Below are 24498 nucleotides of genomic sequence, written 5' to 3'. Positions count from 1 at the left end.
AAAAATGACTAATTTGAAAGACGCGACCTTTTTAGGTTACCGCCGTGAAAACGGCCGCATGGGCATTCGTAATCATGTATTGATTTTGCCTTTAGATGACTTGTCTAACGCCGCTTGCGAAGCGGTAGCAAACAACATCAAAGGAACAATGGCGATTCCTCACTCCTATGGCCGTTTGCAGTTCGGAGCTGACTTAGATTTACATTTCCGCACTTTGATTGGAACAGGTTGCAATCCAAATGTTGCTGCTGTCGTAGTTATTGGTATTGAGCCACAGTGGACAAAGATTGTTGTAGATGGCATCAAAGCTTCAGGAAAGCTAGCAAAAGGTTTCTGGATTGAAGGTAATGGCGACACCGCAACTATTGCTTCTGCTAGTAAAGCTGCCTACAGCATGATGAAGCACGCATCTAAGCAAAAGCGAGTTTCTGCTCCTTTGTCAGAGTTGTGGGTTTCTACTAAATGCGGTGAATCTGATACGACTTCTGGCTGTGGTGCAAACCCAACCGTTGGGGATGCTTTTGATAAGTTGTATGAAATTGGCTCAACCCTGGTGTTTGGTGAGACTACCGAGCTAACTGGTGGTGAGCATTTAGTTGAGGCACGTTGCCGCACTCCTGAGGTAAAGAAAAAGTTCCGCGAAATGTTTGATCGCTACCAAGATGTGATTAAGCGCCATAAGACAAGTGACTTATCTGATTCTCAGCCAACCAAAGGCAATATTGCAGGTGGTTTAACAACCATCGAAGAGAAGGCTCTCGGTAATATCCAAAAAATTGGTAAGAAATGTATTGTGGATAGCGTTCTTGATAAAGGTGAGGAGCCAAAGATTCCTGGTTTGCATTTTATGGATTCATCATCAGCTGCCGCTGAAATGGTAACTTTATGCGCAGCCGCTGGTTTTGCAGCTCACTTCTTCCCAACAGGACAGGGCAATGTCATTGGCAATGCAATTCTTCCGGTAATTAAGATTTGCGCAAATCCAAAGACAGTTCGCACCATGGGTGAGCATATTGACGTTGATGTGTCTGGCTTGTTGCGTCGTGAAGGGAACATGGATGATGCAGGTAACAAGCTATTGGATTGCTTAAAGCGTACAGCCGATGGTGAATTGACTGCTTCAGAGATTCTCGGCCATCGTGAGTTCGTGTTAACTCGTCTATACGAATCAGCTTAAGTCCCCAGCATGAGAAACCTGACCGCTTATCAAGAAGTCAAGCAAAAGATCACAGAGGATCTGGTCAGGGGTCGTTATCCTATGGGGCAGGCTTTGCCTGCCGAAAAGGATTTATCCAAAGAGTTAGATGTATCGATAGGAACCCTGCGCAAGGCTGTGGACGAGTTGGTCGCGGAAGGTATCGTGGTCCGACGCCAAGGCAGGGGCACCTATGTTGTTGAGCATGACCTTAAAAGACTTTTGTATTATTTTTTTCATGTCGTTAAGCATGATGTTGAAAAAAAAGTTTATCCCAAGGTTGAGCTGGTTTCCCTAAATAGTGCAGCTGCCAATAAAGAAGAGGCTAGCAAGCTACAAATTAAAGAGGGCTCTCCAGTTTGGAGAATTATCAATCGCCTTTCATTGGAAGGGCAATGTGTCATGATCGATCAGATTACGCTAGATAAAAAGCGATTTAAAGATTTAACCCGTGCGGACTTTATTGACCGCAAGGGCAGTATTTATCAAATGTATCAAATGGAATACGGTCAGACTGTTGTTCGTAGTAGTGAACGTCTGCGTGCAGGACTAGCAGGCAAGCAGCATGGAGAATGGCTTAGATTAAATCCAGATTCCCCAGTATTAATAATTCGACGGGTAGCTCTTGGCATTCAAGATGAGCCCTTGGAATGGCGTGTGTCCACTTTGAATACCACTCAACACGAGTATTTCAGTGAGTTAGTGGCTTAGTCTTGATGTTCGCTGCCGCTCGAAAAAATATTCCAGGGCTGTTAGTTTGCCTTGTCATCGCGATGTCGACTAGTTTTCTCTCTGAGAATTATGGTGGACCGCAGTTGTTATATGCCTTATTGATCGGCTTATCACTTCATTTTTTATATCTCAATGAGACAGTTAAACCTGGGATTGATTTCTGTGCAAAAACAGTTCTACGTTTAGGGGTAGCGTTCTTAGGAATTCGCATTACATTTGCAGATATTGGAGCAATCGGCTTGAATACCGGATTGATGGTAATCCTTGCAGTTGCAGCCACGGTATCTCTGGGATTTTTCCTCGCGAAGCTGTTAAAGCTCTCGCCAGACTTTGGTTTGATTGCGGGTGGATCTGTTGGCATTTGCGGCGCTTCAGCTGCTTTAGCGGTAGCTTCAGTGTTGCCAAAAACAAAAGAGAATGAGCGCTTTACTTTGTTGGTAGTGGTTGGGGTAACTGTCCTTTCAACTATTGCAATGGTGGTTTACCCCTTCGCTCTACAGCTGCTCAATATTACCTCATTACCTGCAGGGATCTTTCTAGGTGCTACCATTCATGATGTGGCGCAGGTAGTTGCAGCAGGCATGTTATTTGGGCCTGAGGCAGGGGACGTAGCTACGGTTGTAAAGTTATTTCGGGTTGCGCTTCTTCTGCCGGTGGTTTTGTTTATTTCTATTTTCTTTGGTGCCGAGAAATCGTCTCAGCGCTTGGGCTGGGGCAGCTTGCGCCTGATACCAACATGCCTATTGGGATTTGTCGCGCTCTCAGTCGTTGCATCTATGCAGATTTTGCCAAGCTCTATTACGCACTCTATTAGTGGCGTTTCCCGCTGGATGTTGGTGATTGCTATTGGCGCAGCTGGATTAAAAACAAACTTTCAGGAGTTGGCTAAGTTAGGCTGGCAGCCTGTAGTGATGTTGGTTGTTGAGACTTTATTTATTGCGGCAATCGGCTTAATCTTTATTACAAGTACTTTGTAATAACTTAGGCGTAAGAATCCTCAAACTCTGCCATCTTGATAGTCGTCATCAGGAATAAAATTCTGCGTTGAAAGCGCTTCCGTTCTGCTACATTTTCATGTGGCAACTGATCGTGCTCTTTCAGAAGTTTAGTAATGATTGGGTTGTAATGCTCGCGTACGGGGGACATCTCTTTATTCCTTGGTAAATATCTCGTTAAAGATAATTTACCAAGGGGTCTATATATCCACAAAGAATATATAGTGATAACTAAATTACTTTTAGCTATATAAGATAGATTACTTCTCTACGAATGCACGTTCAAATACATAGTCACCTAATTGCCCCAAGCTTGGGGAGACTTTGAATCCTTTGGCATCGAGCATCTCTGCAGTCTCTTTAAGCATAGAGGGGCTGCCACAGATCATCGCGCGATCTACTGCTGGATCCAGGGGCGGCAAACCAATATCTTTAAAGAGTTGGCCAGATTCAATGGCGGTAGTTAGCCTGCCGGTGTGTTTGAATGCTTCGCGCGTAACGGTTGGGTAGTAGATCAATTTTTCACGAATTATTTCACCAATGTATTCATTTTGAGTGAGCTCATTCTTAATGTAATCACCATAAGCCAGTTCGCTCACTAAACGCACGCCATGAATGAGTGCGACTTTTTCAAACTTCTCATAAGTATCTGGATCGCGAATGATGCTCATGAATGGCGCTAGGCCTGTACCCGTACTAAATAAGTAGAGATGTTTTCCTGGATTTAAGTCATCAATGACCAAGGTGCCAACAGATTTCTCGCTCACTAAAATAGGATCGCCAACCTGAATTTTCTGAAGGCGTGAGGTGAGGGGGCCATCTTGAACTTTGATGCTCAAGAACTCTAAGTGCTCTTCATAATTTGGGCTGGCAACGCTATAAGCTCTCACCAAAGGCTTGCTTTCAACCTCTAAGCCAATCATCAGAAAATGCCCGCTACGAAAGCGTAAGCCTTTGTTACGAGTGGTGGTGAAGCTAAAGAGGGTGTCGTTCCAATGATGAACAGTGAGTACGGTTTCGGTGTTGTAGGCTGCCATAAATGCTTGATGAGTGAGGTGTAAACCTTAATTATCCTCATTCTGAGCGTGGTTCTATAGATATAAAAGTATTTAGCTTATAAAAAGGGATTCTTTTACTTATAAACGCCAAGCCCATAAGATCCTCTTGTACCTATTTGAAGGAAGTCTTATGTCCACAAAGCCAACGAGTGAAAAATCTTTATTTTTAACCTTAGCTAGAGTTTTGCTGGGTTTAGCTCTTTTGAGTCTGTCGACTTACCTTGCCCTGGAGAGTGCTAGCTATCTTGAGGTGCTTAATCAAAATGGCCTCAATCAATTCCATGCCTTTGGTTTATTAGTCTGCGTTAGCTTTTTTTCGGGAGTGTTTTTGATTGTTCAGCATGTATTGGCTCAAGATCAAGCTGATGTTGATGAGGCCTTTAAAAAGGCCATTACTTACTAATCGAAGTAGGTTGTGGACCTATCCATGCATAACGACTCCTCAGAATTTAGCGTCTAACTCTAAATTCGACTGTCTTCCTGTCTGCCGCCTTTGGGTAGTTGAGCAGGAAGTTTCTATAAAGATATATAGATTCTACATTTAATTATTTGTTGAAATATGACTATAACTAGACCATGTGCAGGCTATGTATAAATACGACCCTATTGACCAAACGCTGGTAGATCAGCCGGTTAACTAATTTCGAGACCAGGTTGAGCGTCGCCTTAACGGCACTCTCGCTGAAGAAGAATTCCGCCCACTCCGGCTACAAAACGGCCTCTACCATCAGCGGCATGCTTACATATTGCGCGTTGCCATTCCATATGGCTTGTTGAGTTCCAGGCAGTTACGCACCCTCGCTTTCATTGCGGATAAGTATGACCGTGGTTACGACCACTTTACAACTCGTCAAAATATTCAATTTAACTGGGTAGAGCTGGAACAGACTCCCGATATCTTGGCTGAGCTAGCCAAAGTCGAGATGCATGCTATCCAAACCTCAGGCAACTGTATTCGTAATATTACGAGTGATGCTTTTGCCGGAGTCGCAGCTGATGAATATATCGACCCTAGACCCATCTGTGAATTACTCCGTCAATGGTCAACACTCCATCCAGAGTTTGCGCACTTGCCACGCAAGTTCAAGTTTGCAATTAATGGTGCCAAAGAAGATCGCACCGTATTGCTTTGTCATGACGTTGGTATTGAGTTCCAGAAAAATCCCAGCATCAACAATGGTGAGTTAACAGCAAATATCTACGCTGGTGGTGGCATGGGCCGCACTCCGATTCTGGGTTCACTCATCAAGCAGAATGTTCCATGGCAAGTTCTGCCTAGCTACTTAACAGCTCTTTTACAGGTCTATAATCGATTTGGTCGGCGTGACAATCTGTACAAGGCTCGGATCAAGATTTTAGTCAAGGCTCTAGGCCCAGAAGAATTCGCACGCCAAGTAGAGGGCGAGTGGGCCCAACTACATAACGACACCAAGCAAAGTAAAGATAACTTCACACAATCTGAGTGGGAGCGTGTCGCTAAGCACTTTACCAAACCAAGTTATAAAAGCTTGCCAGCATTAAGTAGTTTGCAATTACAGTCTCATGCCGAATCTAAACTAGATGCTAATGAGGAGATTGCATTTACTTGCTGGCTAGAGCGCAACGTCAAGCCACATCAAGTGCCTGGTTATGCCACAGTCATTCTGTCGCTCAAGCCCCATGGTACTGCGGCTCCTGGCGATGCCACTAGCGCGCAAATGAATGCCATCGCCGACTTAGCCGACCAATATAGTTTTGGTGAACTTCGTGTAACGCATGAACAAAATTTGGTTTTCGCTGATGTGGAGCAGGCAGAGTTATTAAATCTTTGGCGAGCCGCTAAAAACTATAATTTAGTACTGCCTAATATTGGCTTACTCACAGATATCATTGCCTGCCCAGGCGGTGACTTCTGCTCACTAGCCAATGCCAAATCTTTACCGATTGCCAAAGCAATTCAAGAGCGATTTGATGACTTGGATTATTTGCATGACTTAGGTGATATCACCCTAAATATCTCTGGCTGCATCAACTCCTGCGGCCATCATCACGTTGGCAATATCGGGGTACTCGGCGTTGATAAGGATGGCGAAGAGTGGTATCAGATTACTTTAGGTGGTGATCAAGGTAATGATGCTTCTATCGGAAAAGTCATTGGACCTTCTTTTTACGCTAATGAAATTCCGGATGTGATGACCAGCATCATCAACACTTATGTAGAGCAGCGCTCGGCTGACGAACCATTTATTGAGACCTATCGCAGATTGGGCGTAACTCCATTTAAGGAGGCTGCCTATAAAAATAATGGCAAACACTCCAAGGGTGCAGCGGTCTAATTACAAAAACGCTATGAACCAACAGATTATTTATTACCCTAAAGGCGGAAAGCCAACTTTGATTGCCAATGATTGGTAGGTATGGGATGGCGAACGCGATGAAGGTGGTATTCCAGATTTGAAGCATGGATTCCATAAGGTTCTAGTGCCATTCCACTGGTGGATTACGCATCACAAGAACGCTGATGTAGCCGGTAGAGCAGGTAAAGGCGAGATTGGTGTTTGGTTTGCTGCCGATGATGACATTCTGAAGCACTCTGAAATCATTGAAGAGGGCAAATCACTCTGGCCGGTGGTTGGGGCGCATTTCCCTATTTTTAGAGATGGTAGAAGTTTCAGTACTGCAGCCCTGCTAAGAGATCGCTTTGAATGGCAAGGCGAAGTCCGCGCAATTGGGGACGTCTTAATCGATCAAGTCTTACAAGGCGCACGCGTCGGCTTTGATGCCTTTGAATTACGCCCCGATCAAAACCTCGATATTGCCCTCAAGCAGTTTGATCTTTTTTCGGTAGTGACGCAAAACAGCTGGCGCGATCAACGCGCCACTATTGCTTAAACTCCTTAGAGAAACGGCGAATGTCTACAACTAATACTCCAAAACTTGGTAAGGTTTTTTTGGTCGGGGCAGGCCCTGGGGCTGCAGACCTCATCACTTTGCGTGGTGCAAGATTATTGGCGCAGGCAGACATCGTGTTTCATGATGCCTTGGTGGATCCAACAATGTTGGAACTTTGCCCTCAGGCAGCTAAAGTGGCTGTAGGTAAGCGTTGCGGCAAGCTTTCTTCCGCACAGCATTTTATTAATAAGCGCTTAGTGGATGCGGCAAAAAACCATCAAATCATTATTAGGTTAAAAGGTGGCGACCCGATGATGTTTGGTCGTGCTGATGAAGAAATCCAAGCACTCAAGCTAGCTGGTATTGAAGTGGAAGTGGTGCCTGGCATCACTGCCGCTTTAGCTGGGGCCGCTTCTATGCAGCAATCACTCACCTTGCGAGGCGTTAGCAGAAGTGTAGCTTTTGTCACTGTAGCGCAAGGGCAAGACCTAGGTGACAACAATCCTTCAAAATCAGAACATGCCTCTCTGGCGCAACCCAATGCAGATACCTTGGTGTATTACATGGGGCGTAAAGATGCAACAAACATTGCTAAGCAATTAATTGAGAGTGATACCAAGCACGATGATGGGACGCCTGTCCATATTCTGGGGGCCGTCAGCACCAAGAATGAACGTCATTGGTCCAGCACTCTTGGTCAATTGGCGAATGGTGAAGCAAATGAGTGGTTTAATGCCGCTTCGCCAGCTTTAGTTATGATTGGCGAAGCGTTAAGACAGAAGCCACAAGTGCTGTCCTCGGAGTTAGATGGCTCTTGCAGCGTACTCAATGATGGACTGCAAAACAGCCTCGTCCTCACCAACTGCCAGCGTAGCGCTTAAAGTAATTTCAGGAAATATTTCACGACAAGCAGTGAGCAGGGCAGGAAAGTCATTACGTAAGTGGCCGCCCTGTCCAAAAAATACGGGCAAAACCGTAATCTCTTTGGCCCCCTGAGATGCTAAAGAGCCCACAGCTTCCACGAGGCTTGGCCCCATCAGCTCCAAAAAGGCGAACTCAACAACTATATTGGAATGCTGCGCTACCCATTTTTCCTTTAAGCGGTCAAATGGCTCACGCCAGCGAACATCACGGGCGCCGTGGCCAAATAAAATGAGAGCTTTCATGCAGTCCTTCTGATTGAGATTCTTTTATGTTTCAAAGCTTACCCTGAATTTCATTAAGTGTCTTTAATACCATGATAACAGGGTGATTGCCTTTAAAACGAACGAGACATTTGAGATAGCCATCACTTGCTGTTAAGGGTAGACATGTGACATGTTCCCCGTAAGGCTTTAGTAATGAACACCTTGACTCCAAAATCTATTATTGAACGCGGCGCTTGGTATGTCGTCATTCAGGCAATTCTGATTGGCTTGATTTTATTCGGCCCTAGGGGGCCAGATTTACTGACTTCCGAGCCTCTCAAAAATATCTTTGTGTCCTGTGGTATTTCGGTTGGTCTGATTTCAATCTTGGTAATGTTTATTGCAGTGATCAATCTTGGTAAAAATCTTACCCCCTTGCCATACCCAAAAGACAATGCGCAGTTTGTGCAGTTTGGCCTCTATAGTTATGTCCGCCATCCAATATATTTTGGAGTGCTTTTGGCAGCTTTTGCTTGGTTGCTTATCTTCCCCGGTGTTTATGTTTTGGCTTATGCAATTGCCTTGCTTGTTTTATTTGATGTCAAGGCGAGAAGGGAGGAGATTTGGCTGGTAGAGCGCTTTCCTGCATATAAAGAGTATCAGCGCAGAGTCAAAAAGTTGATTCCAGGCTGTTATTAGTATATATTTATATATAATGTTATTTAATATAAATAAAAGGAATTCAGATGAAAACAGCGCATGATTTAGTCGCTCTCGCCAAGAGCAGCATTAAAGAGGTTAGCTTGGCAGATGCACCGCAGGCAATTCAAAATGCAGACATCTTGCTGGACGTCCGTGAGGCAGATGAGTATGCGAGCGGCCATATTCCTGGAGCCATCCATATGTCGAGAGGTATGCTGGAATTTAAGTTAAGCGGTAATCCAGCGCTAAGCGCCCGAGATTTAAAGATTGTGCTCTATTGCAAGACTAGTGGAAGAGCAGCCTTAGCTGCAAGGGCCTTGCATGAGATGGGATATCAAGATGTTCAATCAATTGATGGCGGTTTTGATGCTTGGAGCGAAGCAGGTTACCCAATTGCGAAGCCCGAAGCTGTAGTATTTGATTAGTCATTAGTGTTGTTAAAAAGCAGTTATTTAAGGAGTTCATATGAGTGAATCCCCATCAGTAAGACTAGTTCAACAGTCTGATTATCAATTTGCTATTTATTACAACGAGGAGCGTGATCCGGTTTATGGCGATGAGCCGCCACCCCTTGGAAGGTCTCAAGGTGCTACGCCATCTCAGTTTTTATTGGCTGGAGTAGCTAATTGCTTGTCTGACTCCTTGCTATTCGCTTTAAGAAAGTTTAAGCAAAATCCAGAGCCGATAGAAACCAAGGCACGTTGCGAGATTGGTAGAAATGAACAAAACCGCTTGCGGATTCTGGCGATCTACGTTGATATTCATATTGGGGTACCAGGATCTACTTTGGAAAATTTGGATCGAGTATTGGCTCAGTTTTAGGATTTCTGCACCGTATCTTCTAGTGTTAGCCTGGGTATTCCAGTTAATGTGACAGTGATCGACTCTAATAATCAGCAGTTATATCCAGCGATATAAGGCTTTCCTTTGATTTGGGCCAAAACAGTCTCCTTTTGAAAAGCCTAAAGTGGTATTAGGAAATTTAAAAGGAGATGGAGATGGTCTTATTTAAAGAATTGTTTGGCACTTTCGCTGGCCAGCTCAGCTTGGCAGTAATACTGTTCATTAGTGGCATGGCAGTATTTTTTGTCCGTATGTTCTTAAAGAAGATTGCTGCAGGCGAATAAGTCAAGATATACGCAGAAGTTAAAAAAGCCGCAGAATGTAATCGCTGCGGCTTTTTAATTTCTAGAAATAGAGTTCGAGTAAATTACTCTTCTTCGCGACGGAGATGCGGGAACAAAATCACATCCCGAATATTGGGTGCATCAGTCAGTAGCATGACTAAGCGGTCAATACCGATACCGCAGCCACCAGTTGGAGGCATGCCATACTCAAGCGCACGAATGAAGTCGTGGTCAAAGTACATCGCCTCTTCATCACCTGCTTCTTTTTGTTCCACTTGCTTGCGGAAGCGGTTGGCCTGATCTTCGGCATCATTTAACTCGGAGAAGCCATTGGCAATCTCGCGACTGGTGATGAACAATTCAAAGCGCTCAGTAATGCCGGGGCGTGTATCAGATTCACGGGCAAGAGGGCTTACTTCGATTGGGTAATCAATGATGTAAGTCGGCTCCCAGAGGTGTGACTCGGCAACCAATTCAAATAAAGCTAACTGAAGGGCGCCAATACCTGCATTCTTGAGGGTAGGGGAATCTGGGTTCTCGCCACCTTTTTTCAATTCAGCGCGAATAAATGCAGCATCTTCCAGTTGAGCTGGCTCATAGCTCTTATTGGACTGGCCGCAATACTTCAAGATAGCTTCAGTAATAGTTAAGCGCTGGAATGGCTTGCTCAAATCGAGTTCACGGCCCTGGTGGGTCAGAACAGCAGTGCCTTGCGCATCAATCGCTGCCGCACGAATTAAGCCCTCTGTGAAGTCCATCAACCAACAGTAATCGGTATAGGCCGCATAGAACTCCATCATCGTAAATTCTGGATTGTGACGTGGACTAACGCCCTCGTTACGGAAATTGCGATTGATTTCAAAGACACGCTCAAAACCACCTACTACCAAGCGCTTCAAATAAAGCTCTGGCGCAATACGCAAGAACATTTGCATGTCTAAGGCATTGTGATGCGTAATAAATGGCTTGGCCGTAGCGCCACCAGGAATCGGGTGGAGCATTGGTGTTTCAACTTCCATGAAGTCCGCATCCAGCATATGGCGACGCAAGGAGGCGATCGTATTGCTACGCGCTCTAAAAGTATTGCGACTCTCTGGATTCACAATCAAATCAACATAGCGCTGACGATATTTGGTCTCTAAATCTGAGAGGCCGTGGAACTTATCTGGAAGAGGGCGCAACGATTTGCTCAGGAGGCGTAGATTACTGCATTCAACGGAGAGCTCACCCTTATTGGTCTTGAATAAATTGCCTTCGGCAGAGATAAAGTCACCCATATCCCAGTGCTTAAATGCACCATGAGTATCTGCACCACTGATTTCATCATTGATATAGAACTGAATCTGACCGCTACGATCTTGAATGGTGGCAAAGCTGGCTTTGCCCATGACACGCTTGAGCACCATGCGGCCGGCAACTTTGACATGCACTTTCTTAGCAGCTAATTCTTCTTTGGTGAGGCTATCGTAGTGGGTATGAAGATCTGCAGCTAAGTGGGTTGGCACGAAGTCATTTGGAAAAGCTACTCCACCTTCACGTAACTTAGCTAGTTTCTCGCGACGCTCTGCAATGATGTGATTTTCATCAACAGCTTCAGTAGCTTGATTAGGATTGGAGTTCACTTGATCGTTCATATGGAATATAAATAACTGGAATAGGGGAAATAAATCAAACGCCTTGTTTCAGGCTGACTTCAATAAAGGCATCAAGATCACCATCCAATACCTTTTGTGTATTGGATATCTCAACGTTAGTGCGTAAGTCTTTAATGCGACTTTGATCCAGTGCGTAGGAGCGGATCTGGTGACCCCAGCCTACATCGGTCTTACTGGCTTCAAGTTTGTCTTGCTCTGCACGACGCTTTTGCATCTCATGCTCATACAAACGTGATTTCAACATCGTCATGGCTTCGGCTCTATTACGGTGTTGGCTTCGGTCATTCTGGCACTGCACCACAATTCCGGTTGGAAGGTGGGTCAAGCGAACAGCAGAGTCGGTTTTATTAATGTGCTGACCACCCGCACCAGAGGCGCGATAGGTATCGGTACGAATATCAGCTGGGTTAACGTCAATCTCAATCGAATCATCAATCTCTGGGTACACATAAATACTGGCAAAAGAGGTGTGACGACCGTTTGATGAATCAAATGGTGATTTACGAACTAGGCGGTGAACGCCAGTCTCTGAGCGTAGGTGACCGTAAGCATACTCACCATCCACTTTGATAGTGGCGCTCTTAATGCCAGCAACATCACCATCAGACTCTTCCAGAATTTCTGTTTTATAGCCTTTGCGCTCACAATACTTGAGGTATTGGCGGAAGAGCATGCTAGCCCAGTCGCAAGCCTCTGTTCCGCCAGCACCCGCTTGAATGTCAATAAAGCAATTGCAGGAATCCATCTCGTTATGGAACATGCGACGGAACTCAAGATCATGGATGATCTTGCTGTAGCTCTCAACATCTTGCTCAATAGCAGCAATAGTTTCAAAATCACTTTCTTCCTTGGCTATATCGAATAACTCGATGGCACCAGTGATATTGCTATTTAAATCAGTGAGGGTGGCAACAACACCATCAAGCAATTTCTTTTCTTTGCCGAGGGCTTGTGCTTTTTTTTGATCGTCCCAGATGGTGGGATCTTCAAGAATAGAGTTAACTTCAGTAAGGCGTCGTGATTTTACTTCGAAGTCAAAGATACCCCCGAAGTGCTTGCTCACGAGTGAGCAGATCGGACAGGGTATTTGAAATAGTATTGAGTTGTTCGGCTTCCATCCCCTAATTATAAGGGGGTTATTGCCACTCAACCCTCGTCGTGGGCCTCAACCATGAGTTGTACGCGAGCCTGCCCCTGAAAGCGGTCGGTTACCAGGCGGTAGGCCAGCTTGGCCTTGGCGGGTAAGGGCTGAGTCCGGTTGAACCAAACGCCGGTAAATGGCTTGCTAGCTAGCTGCCCATCCCCAATTGGACGAAGCTGCAAGCGTAGATGTTTTTCCTTCATGAGACTTTGTTGTCCGACCTCAAATTCCTCATAAAAAATGGGCTGAGGAAAACCCTGACCCCAGATTTCTTCAGCAAGAAGATCGCCTGTTTCGGGTGTGAACTCAGAAAGATCGAGGGGGCCATCATGAATGTGGCGACGCTCTAGTAGTTCATCGTTCAGTAATTGATTAGCAACCTCTTGGAATGCCGCATCAAACTTTTCAAAATCCGCTTTTCTGATGCTCAGGCCCGCTGCCATGGCATGGCCGCCAAACTTGAGAATCAGACCCGGCGCGCGCTTAGAAACAATATCTAAAGCATCGCGCAGATGAAACCCAGTCAATGATCTACCGGAGCCACGCAACTCTTTACCGCTAGCGCCATCTGCTGGAGCAAACACAATGGCAGGACGATTGAACCTCTCTTTGAGGCGGGAAGCAACAATGCCTACAACGCCTTGATGCCATTCTGCGTTCCAAAGGCAGATGCTTGATCGTTCTGCCATGGTGCCCGCCAATTGATCTTCTGCAAGGTGGGCGAGGGCGGCTTCTTGCATACCGCCTTCAATCACACGTCGCTCGCGATTAATGCGGTCAAGTTCATAAGCTAGTTCAATAGCCTCATCGGGTTTATCGCTGAGTAATAAGCGGATGCCTAGAGTCATATCCGCTAAGCGACCAGCGGCATTCAAGCGAGGGCCGATAGCGAACCCTAAGTCAAAGGTATTCGCCTTGCGCGGATCGCGCACCGCGGCCTGGAATAAGGCTTGAATACCAGCCTGAGATACGCCAGCCCGAATACGCTTTAAGCCATTGGAAACCAGGATGCGATTATTGTGGTCAAGTTGTGCCACATCTGCTACGGTACCCAAGGCCACGAGATCTAATAAGTTCTCGATTTTAGGTTGAGTCTCGGCAGTAAATTTTCCGCGCTTGCGAAGTTCTGCACGTAGAGCAACTAGTAAATAGAACATCACACCTACACCTGCAAGTGCTTTACTTGGAAAGGTGCAGCCAGGCTGATTGGGATTCACAATTGCAGTAGCTTTTGGTAGTCGATCGCCTGGCAAATGGTGGTCAGTCACGATGACTTCCATGCCCAATTCGCGAGCTCGATCAACCCCAGCTTCACTAGCAATACCATTATCTACAGTAATAAGATATTTAGGCCTAGGAATTTGCTGAGCCGCTAAGTCAACTACTTCTGGGGTTAATCCGTAGCCCATCGTAAAACGATTCGGCACCAAGAACTGAATGGGGGTATCTGGCCCACCCAATATCTTTAATCCTCTGAGCGCAACAGCACAGGCGGTGGCACCATCACAGTCGTAGTCCGCTACCACCAGCATCGCTTCCTTGCGCTCGAGAATATCGGCGAGTAGGGCGGCAGTGCTGATGCAGTTTTTCAACTCCACTGGTGAGAGAAGTTGCTTGAGATCTAATGAGAGCTCATCGGGTTTATCAATGCCACGTGCTGCATACAGTCTAGCTAGCAGTGGGTGTAGACCACTCTGTTGCAACCAGTTGGCCGTGCGATCAGAAAAGGGGCGCTGAGAAAATACACTCATGTTGCAATAATTTCTGACCAAGTTAAGGGTTCTGATTTTTTCCAGAAGACCCAAGACTTTTTATTGAAGTCTTTTACTGTGAAGATTCTGTGGCGGGCTTGCCCCTTTGGAAAATCAATGATTTCAATTTCGTCTAACTCATTGCTCAAGAGAGATCTTCTCAAGTTATCCCAAATACTCTCGGGGCGATCAATCCAAGCAAAAGCATTTTGAAGTTTTGAGAAATCAATTTCGTTCTGCTGGGAAATTCCAAGATACTTTGCCAGCCCAGGTAGAAGGGCATGATCTCCATATATCTGATTTACTTTCTCAAACAATTGAGGACTCTGAATATCCGCTAGTTTTCCAATGCCGCTGATCCAAAGCGAGTTAATACTGGGATATCCACGTTGCTCTCGTTCTTCATTGACCGGGTCAATATGCCAGAGCATTTGAATTTTATTTTGGAGTTTGCGCCAAAGCTTGGCAATTCCAATTTCACTCGTATCGCGTGGCATCCACCAATCAATATTGCGCCCATGTGCTTGATCAATCGAGTGAGTAGCTAGACTGGCAAACGGTCCTGCTGGAATAAACCAATCACGCTGCCCTTGGAATAAGACTTTGCTGCCAAAATCCTCTTCAATAAATGGGAGGGCAACATTTAGCAATCTGGCAGATTCATTTTCAGTCAGATTTATCTGACTTTGTGCCATCAAAATCAAGTGATCTCGGGTAGCGTGCAGATGTACCGGTTGAAGGCAGGCAATGGTTTCATTTGGATTGATCGCCAAGTCACTCTGACCCAACAACAATACTGGAGCTATCGGGAGCCTATCGTCTAATAGAAACCGCTCTTGTGGCAGTCCGCTTGGCGGGGCATTCTGGTCCAGTCCAGCGTCAATAGCATCTTCCCCTGACACCATCAGGGTAAAGCGTTGTAAAGCACTTGCTGGGGAGGTCAAATTGGCGGTCATTCCCCTGATTTTAGGTGGCATTTACAGAATCCGTCGGTTTGCTCGTTGAATTTACTAAACTGTGTGTATGTTGAGACTTCCTATTGAGCTAGAAATTGGCCTGCGCTACACCCGATCCAAGCGTCGGAAGACCGTGGGTAAGCGTGATGGCTTCCTTTCTTTTATCTCCGGAATCTCCACCGCAGGTATTGCTTTGGGTGTTGCCGCCCTGATTGTGGTGCTTTCAGTAATGAATGGCTTCCAAAAGGAAGTGCGCGATCGGATGCTTTCCGTTCTTTCTCACGTTGAAATTACTGCCCCAGATGGTTTGGCCAATTGGGAGCCGATTGCACTGAAGGTGGCTGCTCAGCCTCACGTAGTTGGTGTTGCCCCCATGGTGAGCTCGCAAGGTTTATTGAGTCGCGATAGTGTGATGCGTGGCGTCGCGATCCGAGGGGTGCTTCCAAGCGAGGAAGGTGAGGTTTCTGATTTACCAAAACAATTTGTTACCGGCAGCATTGAGGATCTCAAGCCAGGGGCTTTTGGTGTTGCTTTGGGCGCCCAGCTTGCTAATATTGTTGGCGCACGCGTGGGTGATCGCATTAACCTCATCGTGCCGGAAAGCGATCTCACTCCTGCAGGCGCCATGCCCAGAATGCGCACGCTAGAGGTGGTTGGTATTGTCGATAGCGGCCATTATGAGTACGACAGCTCCCTTGCCATCATGCACTGGAAAGATGCTGCCGCTTTATTACGTTTACAAGATCCATCTGGTTTGCGCGTGAAGGTGGATGATATGCAACGTGCGCCAGAAATTGCTGCTGAGTTAGCCCAGGTTGTACCGCAAGCTTTGTGGGTTAGCGACTGGTCACGCTCGAATCGGAATTGGTTTGCAGCAGTTCAAACTGAAAGGAAGATGATGTTCATCATCCTCACTCTGATCATTGCTGTAGCCGCCTTTAATTTGGTTTCTACCTTGGTAATGACGGTTAATGAGAAGCAGGCCGATATTGCCATCTTGAGAACGATGGGCGCAAGCCCAGGGCTGATTCAGCGCATCTTTTTGGTGCAGGGATTGGTGATTGGTTTGCTAGGCTCTCTAGCCGGTGTTGGTTTGGGGCTCCTTATCGCTTTAAATATTGATGTGATTGTTCCCGCTATAGAAGCGATCTTCCGGGTGCGCTTCTTGCCACGCGATGTGTACTTTATTAGTGAGTTGCCTTCGGATGTGCGTTTATCTGATGTGCTTACAGTGGGCTTGATGGCTTTCGGCCTTTCTGTATTAGCTACGCTATACCCAAGCAGACGTGCTGCCCAAGTTCAGCCTGCGGAGGCATTGCGCTATGAATAATTTTAAGAATGAAAAAACAACGGCGTGATTCTGAGTGCATCTGACCTTGCAAAGACCTATGGCAAAGGACCAACAGCAGTTGATGTCCTTAAGGAAATTGATCTACAGGTAAACGCTTCCGAGAAGGTGGCAATTGTTGGATCTTCAGGTTCAGGTAAGAGCACTTTGTTGCATTTATTGGGTGGTTTAGACACGCCTAACTCAGGGACAGTTATCTTGGCTGGAGAAAATCTCCATCAATTGCCAGTGAGAAAACTGGATCAATTGCGCAATCAGAGTTTGGGTTTCATTTATCAGTTCCATCATCTCTTAGATGAATTCAGTGCTGTTGAAAACGTCGCATTACCTTTACGTATTCGTGGGCTGAGTAATGAAGAGTCTATGGAACGTGCCAATACGATGTTGCATGCGGTCGGTCTAGCAAAGCGAGTTCAACATACCCCAGGTGAGCTATCTGGTGGTGAGCGTCAACGAGTTGCGGTTGCTCGTGCGTTAGTAGGTAACCCCGCTTGTGTATTAGCGGATGAGCCAACGGGCAATCTCGATACTGAAACTGCCGATGGTGTATTTGACTTGATGTTAGATATTACTCGTGAGCAGGGTACTGCTTTCGTGATTGTGACCCATGATCCTATTCGCGCTAAACGTTGTGACCGGATTTTGCATTTAGAGCGCGGAGTATTAAAGACTTTCGCGCAATGAGCGAAGTTGGCAAAGAGCTCGCATGGGTTGAAACCCATTGCCATCTAGATGCGCCGGAGTTCTCAAGCTCCCTTCCTGAGATTGTTTCAAGGGCAGCAAGTAAAAGCGTTAAAGCTATCTTGCTGCCTACAGTTCAATCGTCTGATTGGCTTAAGGCTAGAGAGTTAGCAGATCAATTTAGCAATCAAATTCCAGGCTTGGTTTATACCCTGGGTATTCATCCGCTATACATCAATCAAGCCCAAGAGAGTGATATCGAGATTCTTCAGAAGCAAATTGAGCAATCATTGAACGATCCTCGATTTGTAGGTATTGGTGAGATTGGCTTAGATTATTTTGTCGAGGGCCTTGATCCTCAGCGCCAAGAGTATTTCTTTCATAAGCAACTCGATTTGGCTCAACAATTCCAGTTGCCAGTCATTTTGCATGTTCGCCGCTCACAGGATGCCATTTTGAAGGCTCTGCGCAAAAGAAAGGTCCCCAGCGGTATTGCGCATGCATTCAATGGGGGTCATCAGCAGGCTGAGCAATTTATTGAATTGGGTTTCAAGCTGGGATTTGGCGGGGCGGCAACCTACGATAGGGCATTACAGATTCGCCGTCTATTGCAGGATCTACCGCTAGAAAGTATCGTCACTGAAACGGATGCGCCGGATATTCCGCCGGCATGGCTTAGGGAAGAGGGTGGCCAATTCAATGAGCCCGCTTTACTCCCCAGAATTGCTCAGCAATTAGCTAGCATTCGCGGTATTAGTGAAGAAGTATTTTCAAAAGTAGTTTGGCAAAACGCGATGCAGGTATTGCCCCGTTGGTCATTACTAATGGCTAACAAACTAAACCCACAATCCGCCTCTTAAGAGCTTGCGTATCAATATTGCGGCGTTCATCGCCGGGGGATCGCTTCTTCTATTTTTGCCTGCTGTGCCAGAGTATTGGTATTGGATATGCATAACAACCATCTTCATTTCTCTATCCTGCGCCTGCATCAATCGCTCGTTAATTCAATATTGCTATGTAAGCAGCGCATTACTCACTACATGCTGTTTTGCTTTGGGATTTGCATGGAATATACATTACGCACAAAGTCGACTGACCCATGTTCTTTCCGTCGAGTATGAGGGTAAGGATCTTGTTCTTGAAGGCAGAGTCAATGCCTTGCCACAAAGCTCGTCCGCTGGTGCCAAGTTTTCTTTTGAGCTGGATCAGGCATGGTTAGGCAAGGAGCCAATTGATTCATTTCCTACGCAGGTGTATTTAAGTTGGCAGCCAGCATGGCGTAACCCTCAAGATGTCCCTCAAATTATTCCGGGTCAGCGCTGGGAGTTCAAAGTCAAAATCAAAAGGCCGTATGGGTCACTCAATCCTTACACCTTTGATTTTGAGCGCTGGTCTTTTCATCAAGATTTTGGTGCCATTGGATCAGTAAGGTCTGGCAAGTTACTTCTTGAAAAAGATATTGGTATGTCTGAGTTCGCTCTAGCCATGGAATATCAGCGCTGGAAATTGAGGCAAAAAATTCAGCGTCTACTTCCAAGGGATGCACGTTATGGTGGAGTGATTGCAGCACTGGTCATGGGGGACCAAAATGCGATAGACCAAGAAGACTGGCGTGTATTTAATGCCACTGGTATTGGGCATCTCATATCCATATCGGGCCTTCATGTAACGATGCTGGCTGGCTTCGGTGCGATGCTCGCTACCTTTTTATGGCGTCGTAATAATCTGCCGTTATTGATCCCTGTTGGGAAGTTTGCTGCGGTAGCCGGTTTTCTAACGGCATTTGTATACGCTTGGTTAGCTGGATTTCAGATTCCGGCACAGCGAACGATGTATATGGTGGGTGTTGTTGCATTTGCCCTATGGTCTGGCAGAAACCCCCGATCATTTGATATCTGGTGGTGGGCTCTCTTTGTTGTTTTACTGATTGATCCAATGGCGCCCTATACGCCGGGATTCTGGCTCTCATTTGGGGCGGTAGCGGCAATTTTGTTCGCCATGCAGGATTCGGATGGTTTATTAGGACTACCCACTGGCAGAGAGTTGGAGCTTGATTGGCGATATAGATTGTCTCAAGCGCTTAAAGAGGCTTGTCGTGTACAGGCCGTTGTTACTATCGCACTTTTGCCATTGACTCTATATTGGTTTTATCAAGTCTCGATAGTTTCACCATTGGCAAATGCAATTGCCATTCCTGTGGTGAGTTATATCGTGACGCCTCTGGCGATTGCGGGTGCCTTATTGCCTGACTTCCTCGGTAAGTGGCTATTAATATCAGCCCATACCACGATGGATTGCCTGGCTATCATGTTGGCTTGGATGGCCAACTGGAGATGGGCAGTCGCCTGGTCCAGTCAGCCTGCTTGGTGGGCGATAGCACTCTCCAGTGTTGGCATCATCATGGCGATTCGCCCTGGATCCATTCGAGAGAGTTGGTTTTCTAGAGTCGTCGGGCTCGCACTCACTACGAGTTTATTTATCTACCCAAGTCAAAACACCAATTTATCTCTAGGTGAGTTTCGTGCAACGGTACTCGATATCGGTCAAGGTACGGCAGTCCTCATTGAAACTAGAACAAAGCGATTGCTATATGACACTGGGCCCATTCAAGGGAAAGATAATGCAGGCCAAAGAATCATCCTGCTGTATCTGAGAGGAAGAGGGATTAATCATATTGATCGTATGGTGATTAGTCATAGTGATAGTGATCACATTGGAGGTGCCGCAACTCTTCTAAAAGAAATACGGTTTGACTCGATGATGGGATCCTTGCCGAGTACTAATCCATTGCTCGCAAATTTAGGGAGTAGAAAGATTCCTGCGATCCCCTGTCGCTTCGGCCAGCAATGGTCATGGGATGGGGTGGAGTTTCATATTTGGCATCCGCATGCGGATACAGTTTTTGAAGATCAACACCCTAGAAAGCCCAATGAAGTCAGTTGTGTTCTGGAGGTTCGTAACTCAAGCACTTCGTTCTGGTTAACGGGTGATGTGGAAAAGCAGGGTGAGGCTGATATCACCGAGCGCTTAACCCAAGAAGCACTCAATGACTTACAAGACAAGGCGCTGATATTCATGGCTCCACATCACGGTAGCAAGACATCCTCGTCCCAAAATCTCCTATCGTCACTAAATCCTGATGAAGCATTTGCGCAAAACGGCTATCGCAATCGTTATGGGCACCCACATCCAACAGTCACCGCCCGATATCAAGGTATGAATATTCCTTTCTATCAAACACCAAGCACTGGTGCGCAGGTTTGGGAATTTCCAGCCAAATGGGAGTTAAATCAGAGTGAACCGCTATTTTGGCGCCAGCATAGTCAGCGCCTATGGCATCGGAAAGGAAGTTAGATCGATTTTAGTGTGTATGGTGTGTATAATTTAAAAGGAGATCGATGCACAGTAAAAAACTAATTGAGCTATTGAGTAGCGATGGGTGGGTACTCAGTAGGACGAGGGGTTCGCATCATATCTTCACTCACAGAACAAAGGATGGGCATATTTGCATTCCTCATCCTAAAAAGGATTTGGGTCTTGGTTTAGTGGAAAAAATATTAAAACAGGCAGATATCAAGAGGGGCCATAAATGAAATATCCGATTGCAATTGAGCCGGGATCTAGCAAGGAAGCCTGGGGTGTCGTTGTGCCAGATTTGGCAGGCTGTTTCTCAGCCGGAGATAGAGACATTGATGAAGCTATAGAAAACGCAAAAGAGGCTATAGAGATTTGGATTGAGCTTGCTTTAGAGCGTAATCAAGAAATACCAAAACCAAGTTCATTGAGAGAGTTACAAAAGCGGAAAGAATTTAAAGGGTGGGTTTGGGCAATTGTAGAGATTGATCCAGCATTGCTTTCTGATGAAATAGAGCGAATAAATATCACCCTTCCAAAAAGGGTATTGGCTAGATTGGATGCAAAAGCAAAAAAAGCAGGAGAAAACAGATCCGCATTCATTGCACATTTGGCATTAACTGCTTGAGTTGGCAATTGGAATCCTTGAGCACTCCCGTCTAATTGAGAGAACTCAAAGCCGTTTAAACGATGACATCGACTTGAGATAAATCCTCAAACGAAGAAGCATGTTTAATGTGCTTGTGCTTCAATAGCCCTGGGGACTTGGGGTCGATAACAAAGACCTTATCAGCTAGTAATAGCATATCAAGATCATTTAACTGATCCCCAATAGCCCAAACTTCAGTGAAACTTGGTTTATTGTTTTTAGAGAGAAATTGTTTAATCACATTGCTTTTGCAAGGTTGTAAATTCCCATGACTACGATCAGGATAAAAATCTTTATTGAGATTTAACTCACCGCTGCAGACATCGTTTCTAAATTTTAGAGTATGCACAATTGCAAAATCTGCAAAAATTCTCTTGTGCATGATTTCTGCAGCAATAAAGTAGCTATCGGATATCAGTCCAACCATAAAGCCATTGCGCTTCATTTGGTTTACAAATTCAACGACGCCTAGTTTGATGGGCATCGACATTGCGACTTTTTCAAACTGAGTTCGATGGGTAAATTTAAAGATCTCTGCAACCTTCTGTTCGCGAGTGCCAGCATCATTTTGATAAAGATCAAGTATGACTGCCAAAGCTTCTTCTGTATGAGTAAAGCTTGCCAAATCCTGGATAAATTGATTTGGTGTGATGGTGCCATCCATATCCAATAGCACTACTTTGCGACGATCCTTACGACGATTGATTATGTAATCAAATGAGGCTGAAGCTAGTCTCTGCTCCTCATGCATTTCAGAAATTTGCTCTACATGTAGTCTTCCAGCATGACGGGAGTAGTGGTGAATAACACGAGCCACTTCATTGGCCATGGTTGTAAGATCTACTAAAGGCTGACTATCGTGCTCTAAAGAACCAATATCAACCTCGCAGATGCGTGCTCCTTTAAGATGGGCATCAATAAGAAGGCCAATATCTACACCATAGCCAGATTCAAAAGTAAGCTTTTTAAGTAAGGAGGCTTTGGCTGCAATAACTCCGCCGAGTGGTTGAGAAATCCCAGCCAATTCTAGGAAAAATACTTTGAGCATGGGCTTGGCAGTTAGTTCGGTAACTCGTCCACCGCCCCTACCAAATTTTGCTTTTACAAAGTCAGCATCGCCTGCAATCAGTGGTGCTACCATTTTTGCAATGATATTTTCTTCTAGGCCAGATAGGTCGCCATCTAAAAAACAATGTACTCATGCATGGCGACTTGAACACCGTCAAGCATCGAGGCACCTTTACCTAGCATTGAGCTCCTATGAATTTGCGCTCCAGCGGCCCGGGCTATTTGAGCTGTGTTGTCAATAGAACTGTCATCAATCACAATCACCTCTCCAGTGAAGGCGTCCTTTTGCGCGTATTGAATTACCGACTCAATTGCCTTCTCTTCATTAAGCGCTGGAATGACAACAGTACAAAGTGCTGGATGTAGGGCATCTATGTGATTAGATGTTTCCTGTCTGCGCAAAACCTCTTTGCTTGACTGAACTGCAATTTGAGGTTGAGTGCGAAGAAAATAATTTAATTTTCTCCATAGACGCATTAGAAATACTTTCATGCTCTTCTCTGTGGAGATATCTGAAGTCAAATTATACCTAGTGAATGTTGAAGCTCTTTGATTCTGGCTCCTAATTGTTGTTCAAGGCTCTAAGTGCATGATTTTTTACAGCTTATTAATTATCAATTGAGTGGATGCTGATTTTTTGTATGATGAAATTACATATGTGACAAAAAGTATAAAATCTTTGCAATGTTCTTGAATAAGAAAAATTTAATTCTCGCTATTTGCATTTTCATTATTACCTTCAAGGTAATGGCGGGAAATATTTTTATTYAGAGCGCAGTAGAGCGCGCCTGTCTGTACTCGCCTGGCTGCACTACTCTTGAGCTCAGCGCAAATTCGTTATCTGCAGTTGAAGTGGCAAGCGATGAAGAGCCTGTATACACTTTATTTTTGATGTCTCACGTCACCGGAAATGTGGGAAGTGCATCTTTAGAGCTTCCAGTATCACCAGATTTTCGATCTGCGTACAACCTATCTGAGGATAGGCTCATTCTTGGCGATATAGCCGACTGTCCTTACAAGCCACCCAAATCCTAATTCCTTAAAGTCCGCCATTTGTTTAGCGATATTTGCTAGCAAGGGTATATGTCATGCAAATGCATGGATATTAGGTATTTAGGGCTTTCGTATTCTTCATTCTGCATACGAGAGTTATTACTAATCTAGCAAATACTTCACCAATTGAGTTATTTGCTTTGGATATTTGGGTAAAAATGAAAAAACTATTATTAATTAGCTCTATTGCTTTAGGGCTTTTGGGTGGCTGCGCTAGCAATGAAAATATTTCAACGCAATCAAATGTGGCAACTATGCAATCTAAGCCATCAATTGCGCCCTCCAAGAGTGCTTCTGCGCCAAAGCCAAAGGATGACATTCAAAATGAGATTGCTCTGTGTATTCAGGCGGTCAATGAAGGTAAAACTGCCCAATCTATTAACGGCACAATTTTTGCCTTAGACCCTGCGAATCCAAGCTCTAAGTTCTTGTACTCATCCCCAAACAAATTAAGCACAGATGAGACGGTGTTGCTTGCAAAGTTCAAGCGAGAAACGCAAAAGTGCAGGCAGATTGCAATGAAAATTCAAAATCCGTCACTTCGCAAGGTCTACCAAAACTATTTCGCAAAAATAGATCGCGTGTATGACGGCTTAATTTATAAAAAAATTACGACTGGCGTTGCAAATCAGGAGCGTTCTTTATTGATGACTCAATTTAAGATGCAGTTTCTTGACACCTTAAATAAATAAACCCATTGCTATGACGACCAGATATCGCTTTGCTTGTCGAGGCTGCGGGTTTAATTGCATTGGCTCCTTTGGCATGGGGAAGGATGTCTACTTTACCCATGTCGTCAAGTTTTGCCAGAAGTGCCATGCTGTTGCTGAGTACACGGTTCCCAACTCAATTGGATTGAGTGAGTGTTTAAATTGCAGTCAATGCGATGAGGCTGACTCATTGCAAGATTGGGATGGCATTACCTGTCCGCTGTGTCAAAAGGCTTTGCACGCATCTGGCAGAGATGTTGATAGGTTTAATTGAGCTGGCCCCATGATGTAAAACTGGCCATGGAAAAAAAGATTGGGTGCAGTT

28 protein-coding genes and 1 pseudogene are annotated in these 24498 nt (G+C 45.3%); 20 read left to right on the top strand and 9 right to left on the bottom strand.

Annotated elements, in window-relative coordinates; all coding sequences use genetic code 11:
• Positions 1–4: 4 nt before the first annotated feature.
• The 3 genes from DXE44_RS06235 to DXE44_RS06225 are packed head-to-tail and all read left to right on the top strand — an operon-like array spanning position 5 to position 2904.
• Complete coding sequence (locus tag DXE44_RS06235; protein WP_114653533.1) at positions 5–1177, top strand: UxaA family hydrolase; 1173 nt, start codon at positions 5–7, stop codon at positions 1175–1177.
• A 9-nt stretch (positions 1178–1186) separates the two neighbouring features.
• Positions 1187–1906, top strand: a complete 720-nt coding sequence (locus DXE44_RS06230; RefSeq protein WP_114653531.1) for a GntR family transcriptional regulator — start codon at positions 1187–1189, stop codon at positions 1904–1906.
• A 5-nt stretch (positions 1907–1911) separates the two neighbouring features.
• On the top strand, positions 1912–2904 hold the full coding sequence (locus tag DXE44_RS06225; RefSeq protein WP_114653528.1) for a YeiH family protein: 993 nt from the start codon (positions 1912–1914) through the stop codon (positions 2902–2904).
• 4 nt (positions 2905–2908) lie between these two features.
• Here the strand turns inward: DXE44_RS06225 and DXE44_RS10165 are convergent, their stop codons facing one another.
• The gene (locus DXE44_RS10165) at positions 2909–3073 is read right to left on the bottom strand and encodes a hypothetical protein (RefSeq protein ID WP_174221122.1); all 165 of its coding nucleotides are present in this window, start codon (positions 3071–3073) and stop codon (positions 2909–2911) included.
• A 109-nt stretch (positions 3074–3182) separates the two neighbouring features.
• Positions 3183–3959 (bottom strand): ferredoxin--NADP reductase, encoded by a 777-nt coding sequence (locus DXE44_RS06220; protein ID WP_114653526.1) that lies wholly within the window; start codon positions 3957–3959, stop codon positions 3183–3185.
• Between the two features lie 151 nt (positions 3960–4110).
• On the opposite strand from DXE44_RS06220, the gene DXE44_RS06215 reads away from it, so the two are divergent.
• From DXE44_RS06215 to cobA, 4 genes and pseudogenes are all read left to right on the top strand, one after another.
• Positions 4111–4383 (top strand): hypothetical protein, encoded by a 273-nt coding sequence (locus DXE44_RS06215; protein WP_114653524.1) that lies wholly within the window; start codon positions 4111–4113, stop codon positions 4381–4383.
• 184 nt (positions 4384–4567) lie between these two features.
• Positions 4568–6295, top strand: a pseudogene (locus DXE44_RS06210) (nitrite/sulfite reductase).
• A gap of 118 nt (positions 6296–6413) precedes the next feature.
• The gene (locus tag DXE44_RS06205) at positions 6414–6851 is read left to right on the top strand and encodes a DUF934 domain-containing protein (protein ID WP_197712855.1); all 438 of its coding nucleotides are present in this window, start codon (positions 6414–6416) and stop codon (positions 6849–6851) included.
• A 20-nt stretch (positions 6852–6871) separates the two neighbouring features.
• Positions 6872–7732 (top strand): uroporphyrinogen-III C-methyltransferase, encoded by an 861-nt coding sequence (cobA, locus tag DXE44_RS06200; protein WP_114653522.1) that lies wholly within the window; start codon positions 6872–6874, stop codon positions 7730–7732.
• Here the strand turns inward: cobA and DXE44_RS06195 are convergent.
• A complete protein-coding gene (locus DXE44_RS06195; RefSeq protein ID WP_114653520.1) occupies positions 7655–8017 on the bottom strand; it encodes a sirohydrochlorin chelatase in 363 nt (120 codons plus the stop codon). The two genes, cobA and DXE44_RS06195, sit on opposite strands and share 78 nt — an antisense overlap.
• 174 nt (positions 8018–8191) lie before the next feature.
• Between DXE44_RS06195 and DXE44_RS06190 the strand changes: the two genes are divergently transcribed.
• The 4 genes from DXE44_RS06190 to DXE44_RS06175 all read left to right on the top strand — a co-directional run bounded on the left by DXE44_RS06190 (position 8192) and on the right by DXE44_RS06175 (position 9807).
• Positions 8192–8677 carry a methyltransferase family protein gene (locus DXE44_RS06190; protein ID WP_114653518.1) on the top strand — a complete coding sequence of 162 codons (486 nt, stop codon included), beginning with the start codon at positions 8192–8194 and terminating at the stop codon, positions 8675–8677.
• Between the two features lie 47 nt (positions 8678–8724).
• A complete protein-coding gene (locus DXE44_RS06185; RefSeq protein ID WP_114653516.1) occupies positions 8725–9105 on the top strand; it encodes a rhodanese-like domain-containing protein in 381 nt (126 codons plus the stop codon).
• Between the two features lie 40 nt (positions 9106–9145).
• On the top strand, positions 9146–9502 hold the full coding sequence (locus DXE44_RS06180; RefSeq protein WP_331851838.1) for an OsmC family protein: 357 nt from the start codon (positions 9146–9148) through the stop codon (positions 9500–9502).
• A 176-nt stretch (positions 9503–9678) separates the two neighbouring features.
• A complete protein-coding gene (locus DXE44_RS06175) occupies positions 9679–9807 on the top strand; it encodes a DUF3149 domain-containing protein (protein ID WP_114654377.1) in 129 nt (42 codons plus the stop codon).
• Positions 9808–9890: 83 nt separating this feature from the next.
• On the opposite strand, the gene lysS is transcribed toward DXE44_RS06175, so the two are convergent.
• The 4 genes from lysS to DXE44_RS06155 all read right to left on the bottom strand — a co-directional run bounded on the left by lysS (position 9891) and on the right by DXE44_RS06155 (position 15310).
• On the bottom strand, positions 9891–11441 hold the full coding sequence (lysS, locus tag DXE44_RS06170) for a lysine--tRNA ligase (protein WP_114653514.1): 1551 nt from the start codon (positions 11439–11441) through the stop codon (positions 9891–9893).
• 34 nt (positions 11442–11475) lie between these two features.
• A protein-coding gene (gene prfB / locus DXE44_RS06165; RefSeq protein ID WP_114653512.1) for a peptide chain release factor 2 occupies positions 11476–12580 on the bottom strand; the annotation gives its coding sequence in 2 pieces (ribosomal slippage) (positions 11476–12498 and positions 12500–12580; 1104 coding nt in all).
• A 28-nt stretch (positions 12581–12608) separates the two neighbouring features.
• Positions 12609–14354 carry a single-stranded-DNA-specific exonuclease RecJ gene (recJ, locus tag DXE44_RS06160; RefSeq protein ID WP_114653511.1) on the bottom strand — a complete coding sequence of 582 codons (1746 nt, stop codon included), beginning with the start codon at positions 14352–14354 and terminating at the stop codon, positions 12609–12611.
• Positions 14351–15310 carry a hypothetical protein gene (locus DXE44_RS06155; protein ID WP_231970604.1) on the bottom strand — a complete coding sequence of 320 codons (960 nt, stop codon included), beginning with the start codon at positions 15308–15310 and terminating at the stop codon, positions 14351–14353. The genes recJ and DXE44_RS06155 overlap by 4 nt, the downstream gene beginning before the upstream one ends.
• 67 nt (positions 15311–15377) lie before the next feature.
• Between DXE44_RS06155 and DXE44_RS06150 the strand changes: the two genes are divergently transcribed.
• Genes DXE44_RS06150 through DXE44_RS06125 form a run of 6 tightly spaced genes read left to right on the top strand, consistent with a single transcriptional unit; the run spans position 15378 to position 21321 of the window.
• Entirely contained in the window at positions 15378–16640 is a 1263-nt protein-coding gene (locus tag DXE44_RS06150) for a lipoprotein-releasing ABC transporter permease subunit (RefSeq protein ID WP_114653507.1), read from the top strand.
• Positions 16641–16670: 30 nt separating this feature from the next.
• Entirely contained in the window at positions 16671–17342 is a 672-nt protein-coding gene (locus tag DXE44_RS06145; protein ID WP_114654376.1) for an ABC transporter ATP-binding protein, read from the top strand.
• Positions 17339–18199 (top strand): TatD family hydrolase, encoded by an 861-nt coding sequence (locus DXE44_RS06140; RefSeq protein ID WP_114653505.1) that lies wholly within the window; start codon positions 17339–17341, stop codon positions 18197–18199. Before DXE44_RS06145 ends, DXE44_RS06140 begins: the two co-directional genes overlap by 4 nt.
• A gap of 4 nt (positions 18200–18203) precedes the next feature.
• Entirely contained in the window at positions 18204–20693 is a 2490-nt protein-coding gene (locus DXE44_RS06135) for a DNA internalization-related competence protein ComEC/Rec2 (RefSeq protein ID WP_231970602.1), read from the top strand.
• A gap of 44 nt (positions 20694–20737) precedes the next feature.
• Positions 20738–20932: a type II toxin-antitoxin system HicA family toxin gene (locus DXE44_RS06130; protein WP_114653504.1), complete on the top strand. Its 195-nt coding sequence runs from the start codon at positions 20738–20740 to the stop codon at positions 20930–20932.
• Positions 20929–21321, top strand: coding sequence for a type II toxin-antitoxin system HicB family antitoxin (locus DXE44_RS06125; protein WP_114653502.1), 393 nt, complete (start codon positions 20929–20931; stop codon positions 21319–21321). The genes DXE44_RS06130 and DXE44_RS06125 overlap by 4 nt, the downstream gene beginning before the upstream one ends.
• Before the next feature lie 55 nt (positions 21322–21376).
• Here DXE44_RS06125 and DXE44_RS06120 read toward each other — a convergent pair whose 3' ends face one another.
• Positions 21377–22483, bottom strand: a complete 1107-nt coding sequence (locus DXE44_RS06120) for an HAD-IB family phosphatase (RefSeq protein WP_114653499.1) — start codon at positions 22481–22483, stop codon at positions 21377–21379.
• Positions 22484–22524: 41 nt separating this feature from the next.
• Positions 22525–22902, bottom strand: coding sequence for a glycosyltransferase (locus tag DXE44_RS06115; RefSeq protein ID WP_114653498.1), 378 nt, complete (start codon positions 22900–22902; stop codon positions 22525–22527).
• 192 nt (positions 22903–23094) lie between these two features.
• On the opposite strand from DXE44_RS06115, the gene DXE44_RS10100 reads away from it, so the two are divergent.
• From DXE44_RS10100 to DXE44_RS06105, 3 genes are all read left to right on the top strand, one after another.
• On the top strand, positions 23095–23445 hold the full coding sequence (locus DXE44_RS10100; protein WP_162785892.1) for a hypothetical protein: 351 nt from the start codon (positions 23095–23097) through the stop codon (positions 23443–23445).
• 176 nt (positions 23446–23621) lie between these two features.
• Positions 23622–24155, top strand: a complete 534-nt coding sequence (locus tag DXE44_RS06110) for a hypothetical protein (RefSeq protein WP_162785891.1) — start codon at positions 23622–23624, stop codon at positions 24153–24155.
• Positions 24156–24165: 10 nt separating this feature from the next.
• A complete protein-coding gene (locus tag DXE44_RS06105) occupies positions 24166–24447 on the top strand; it encodes a hypothetical protein (RefSeq protein WP_162785890.1) in 282 nt (93 codons plus the stop codon).
• The last annotated feature ends 51 nt before the right edge of the window (positions 24448–24498 follow it).

The organism is Polynucleobacter necessarius (assembly GCF_900095175.1).
Taxonomy (GTDB): Bacteria; Pseudomonadota; Gammaproteobacteria; order Burkholderiales; family Burkholderiaceae; genus Polynucleobacter; species Polynucleobacter necessarius_I.
This window is presented reverse-complemented; position numbering and strand designations above follow the sequence as displayed.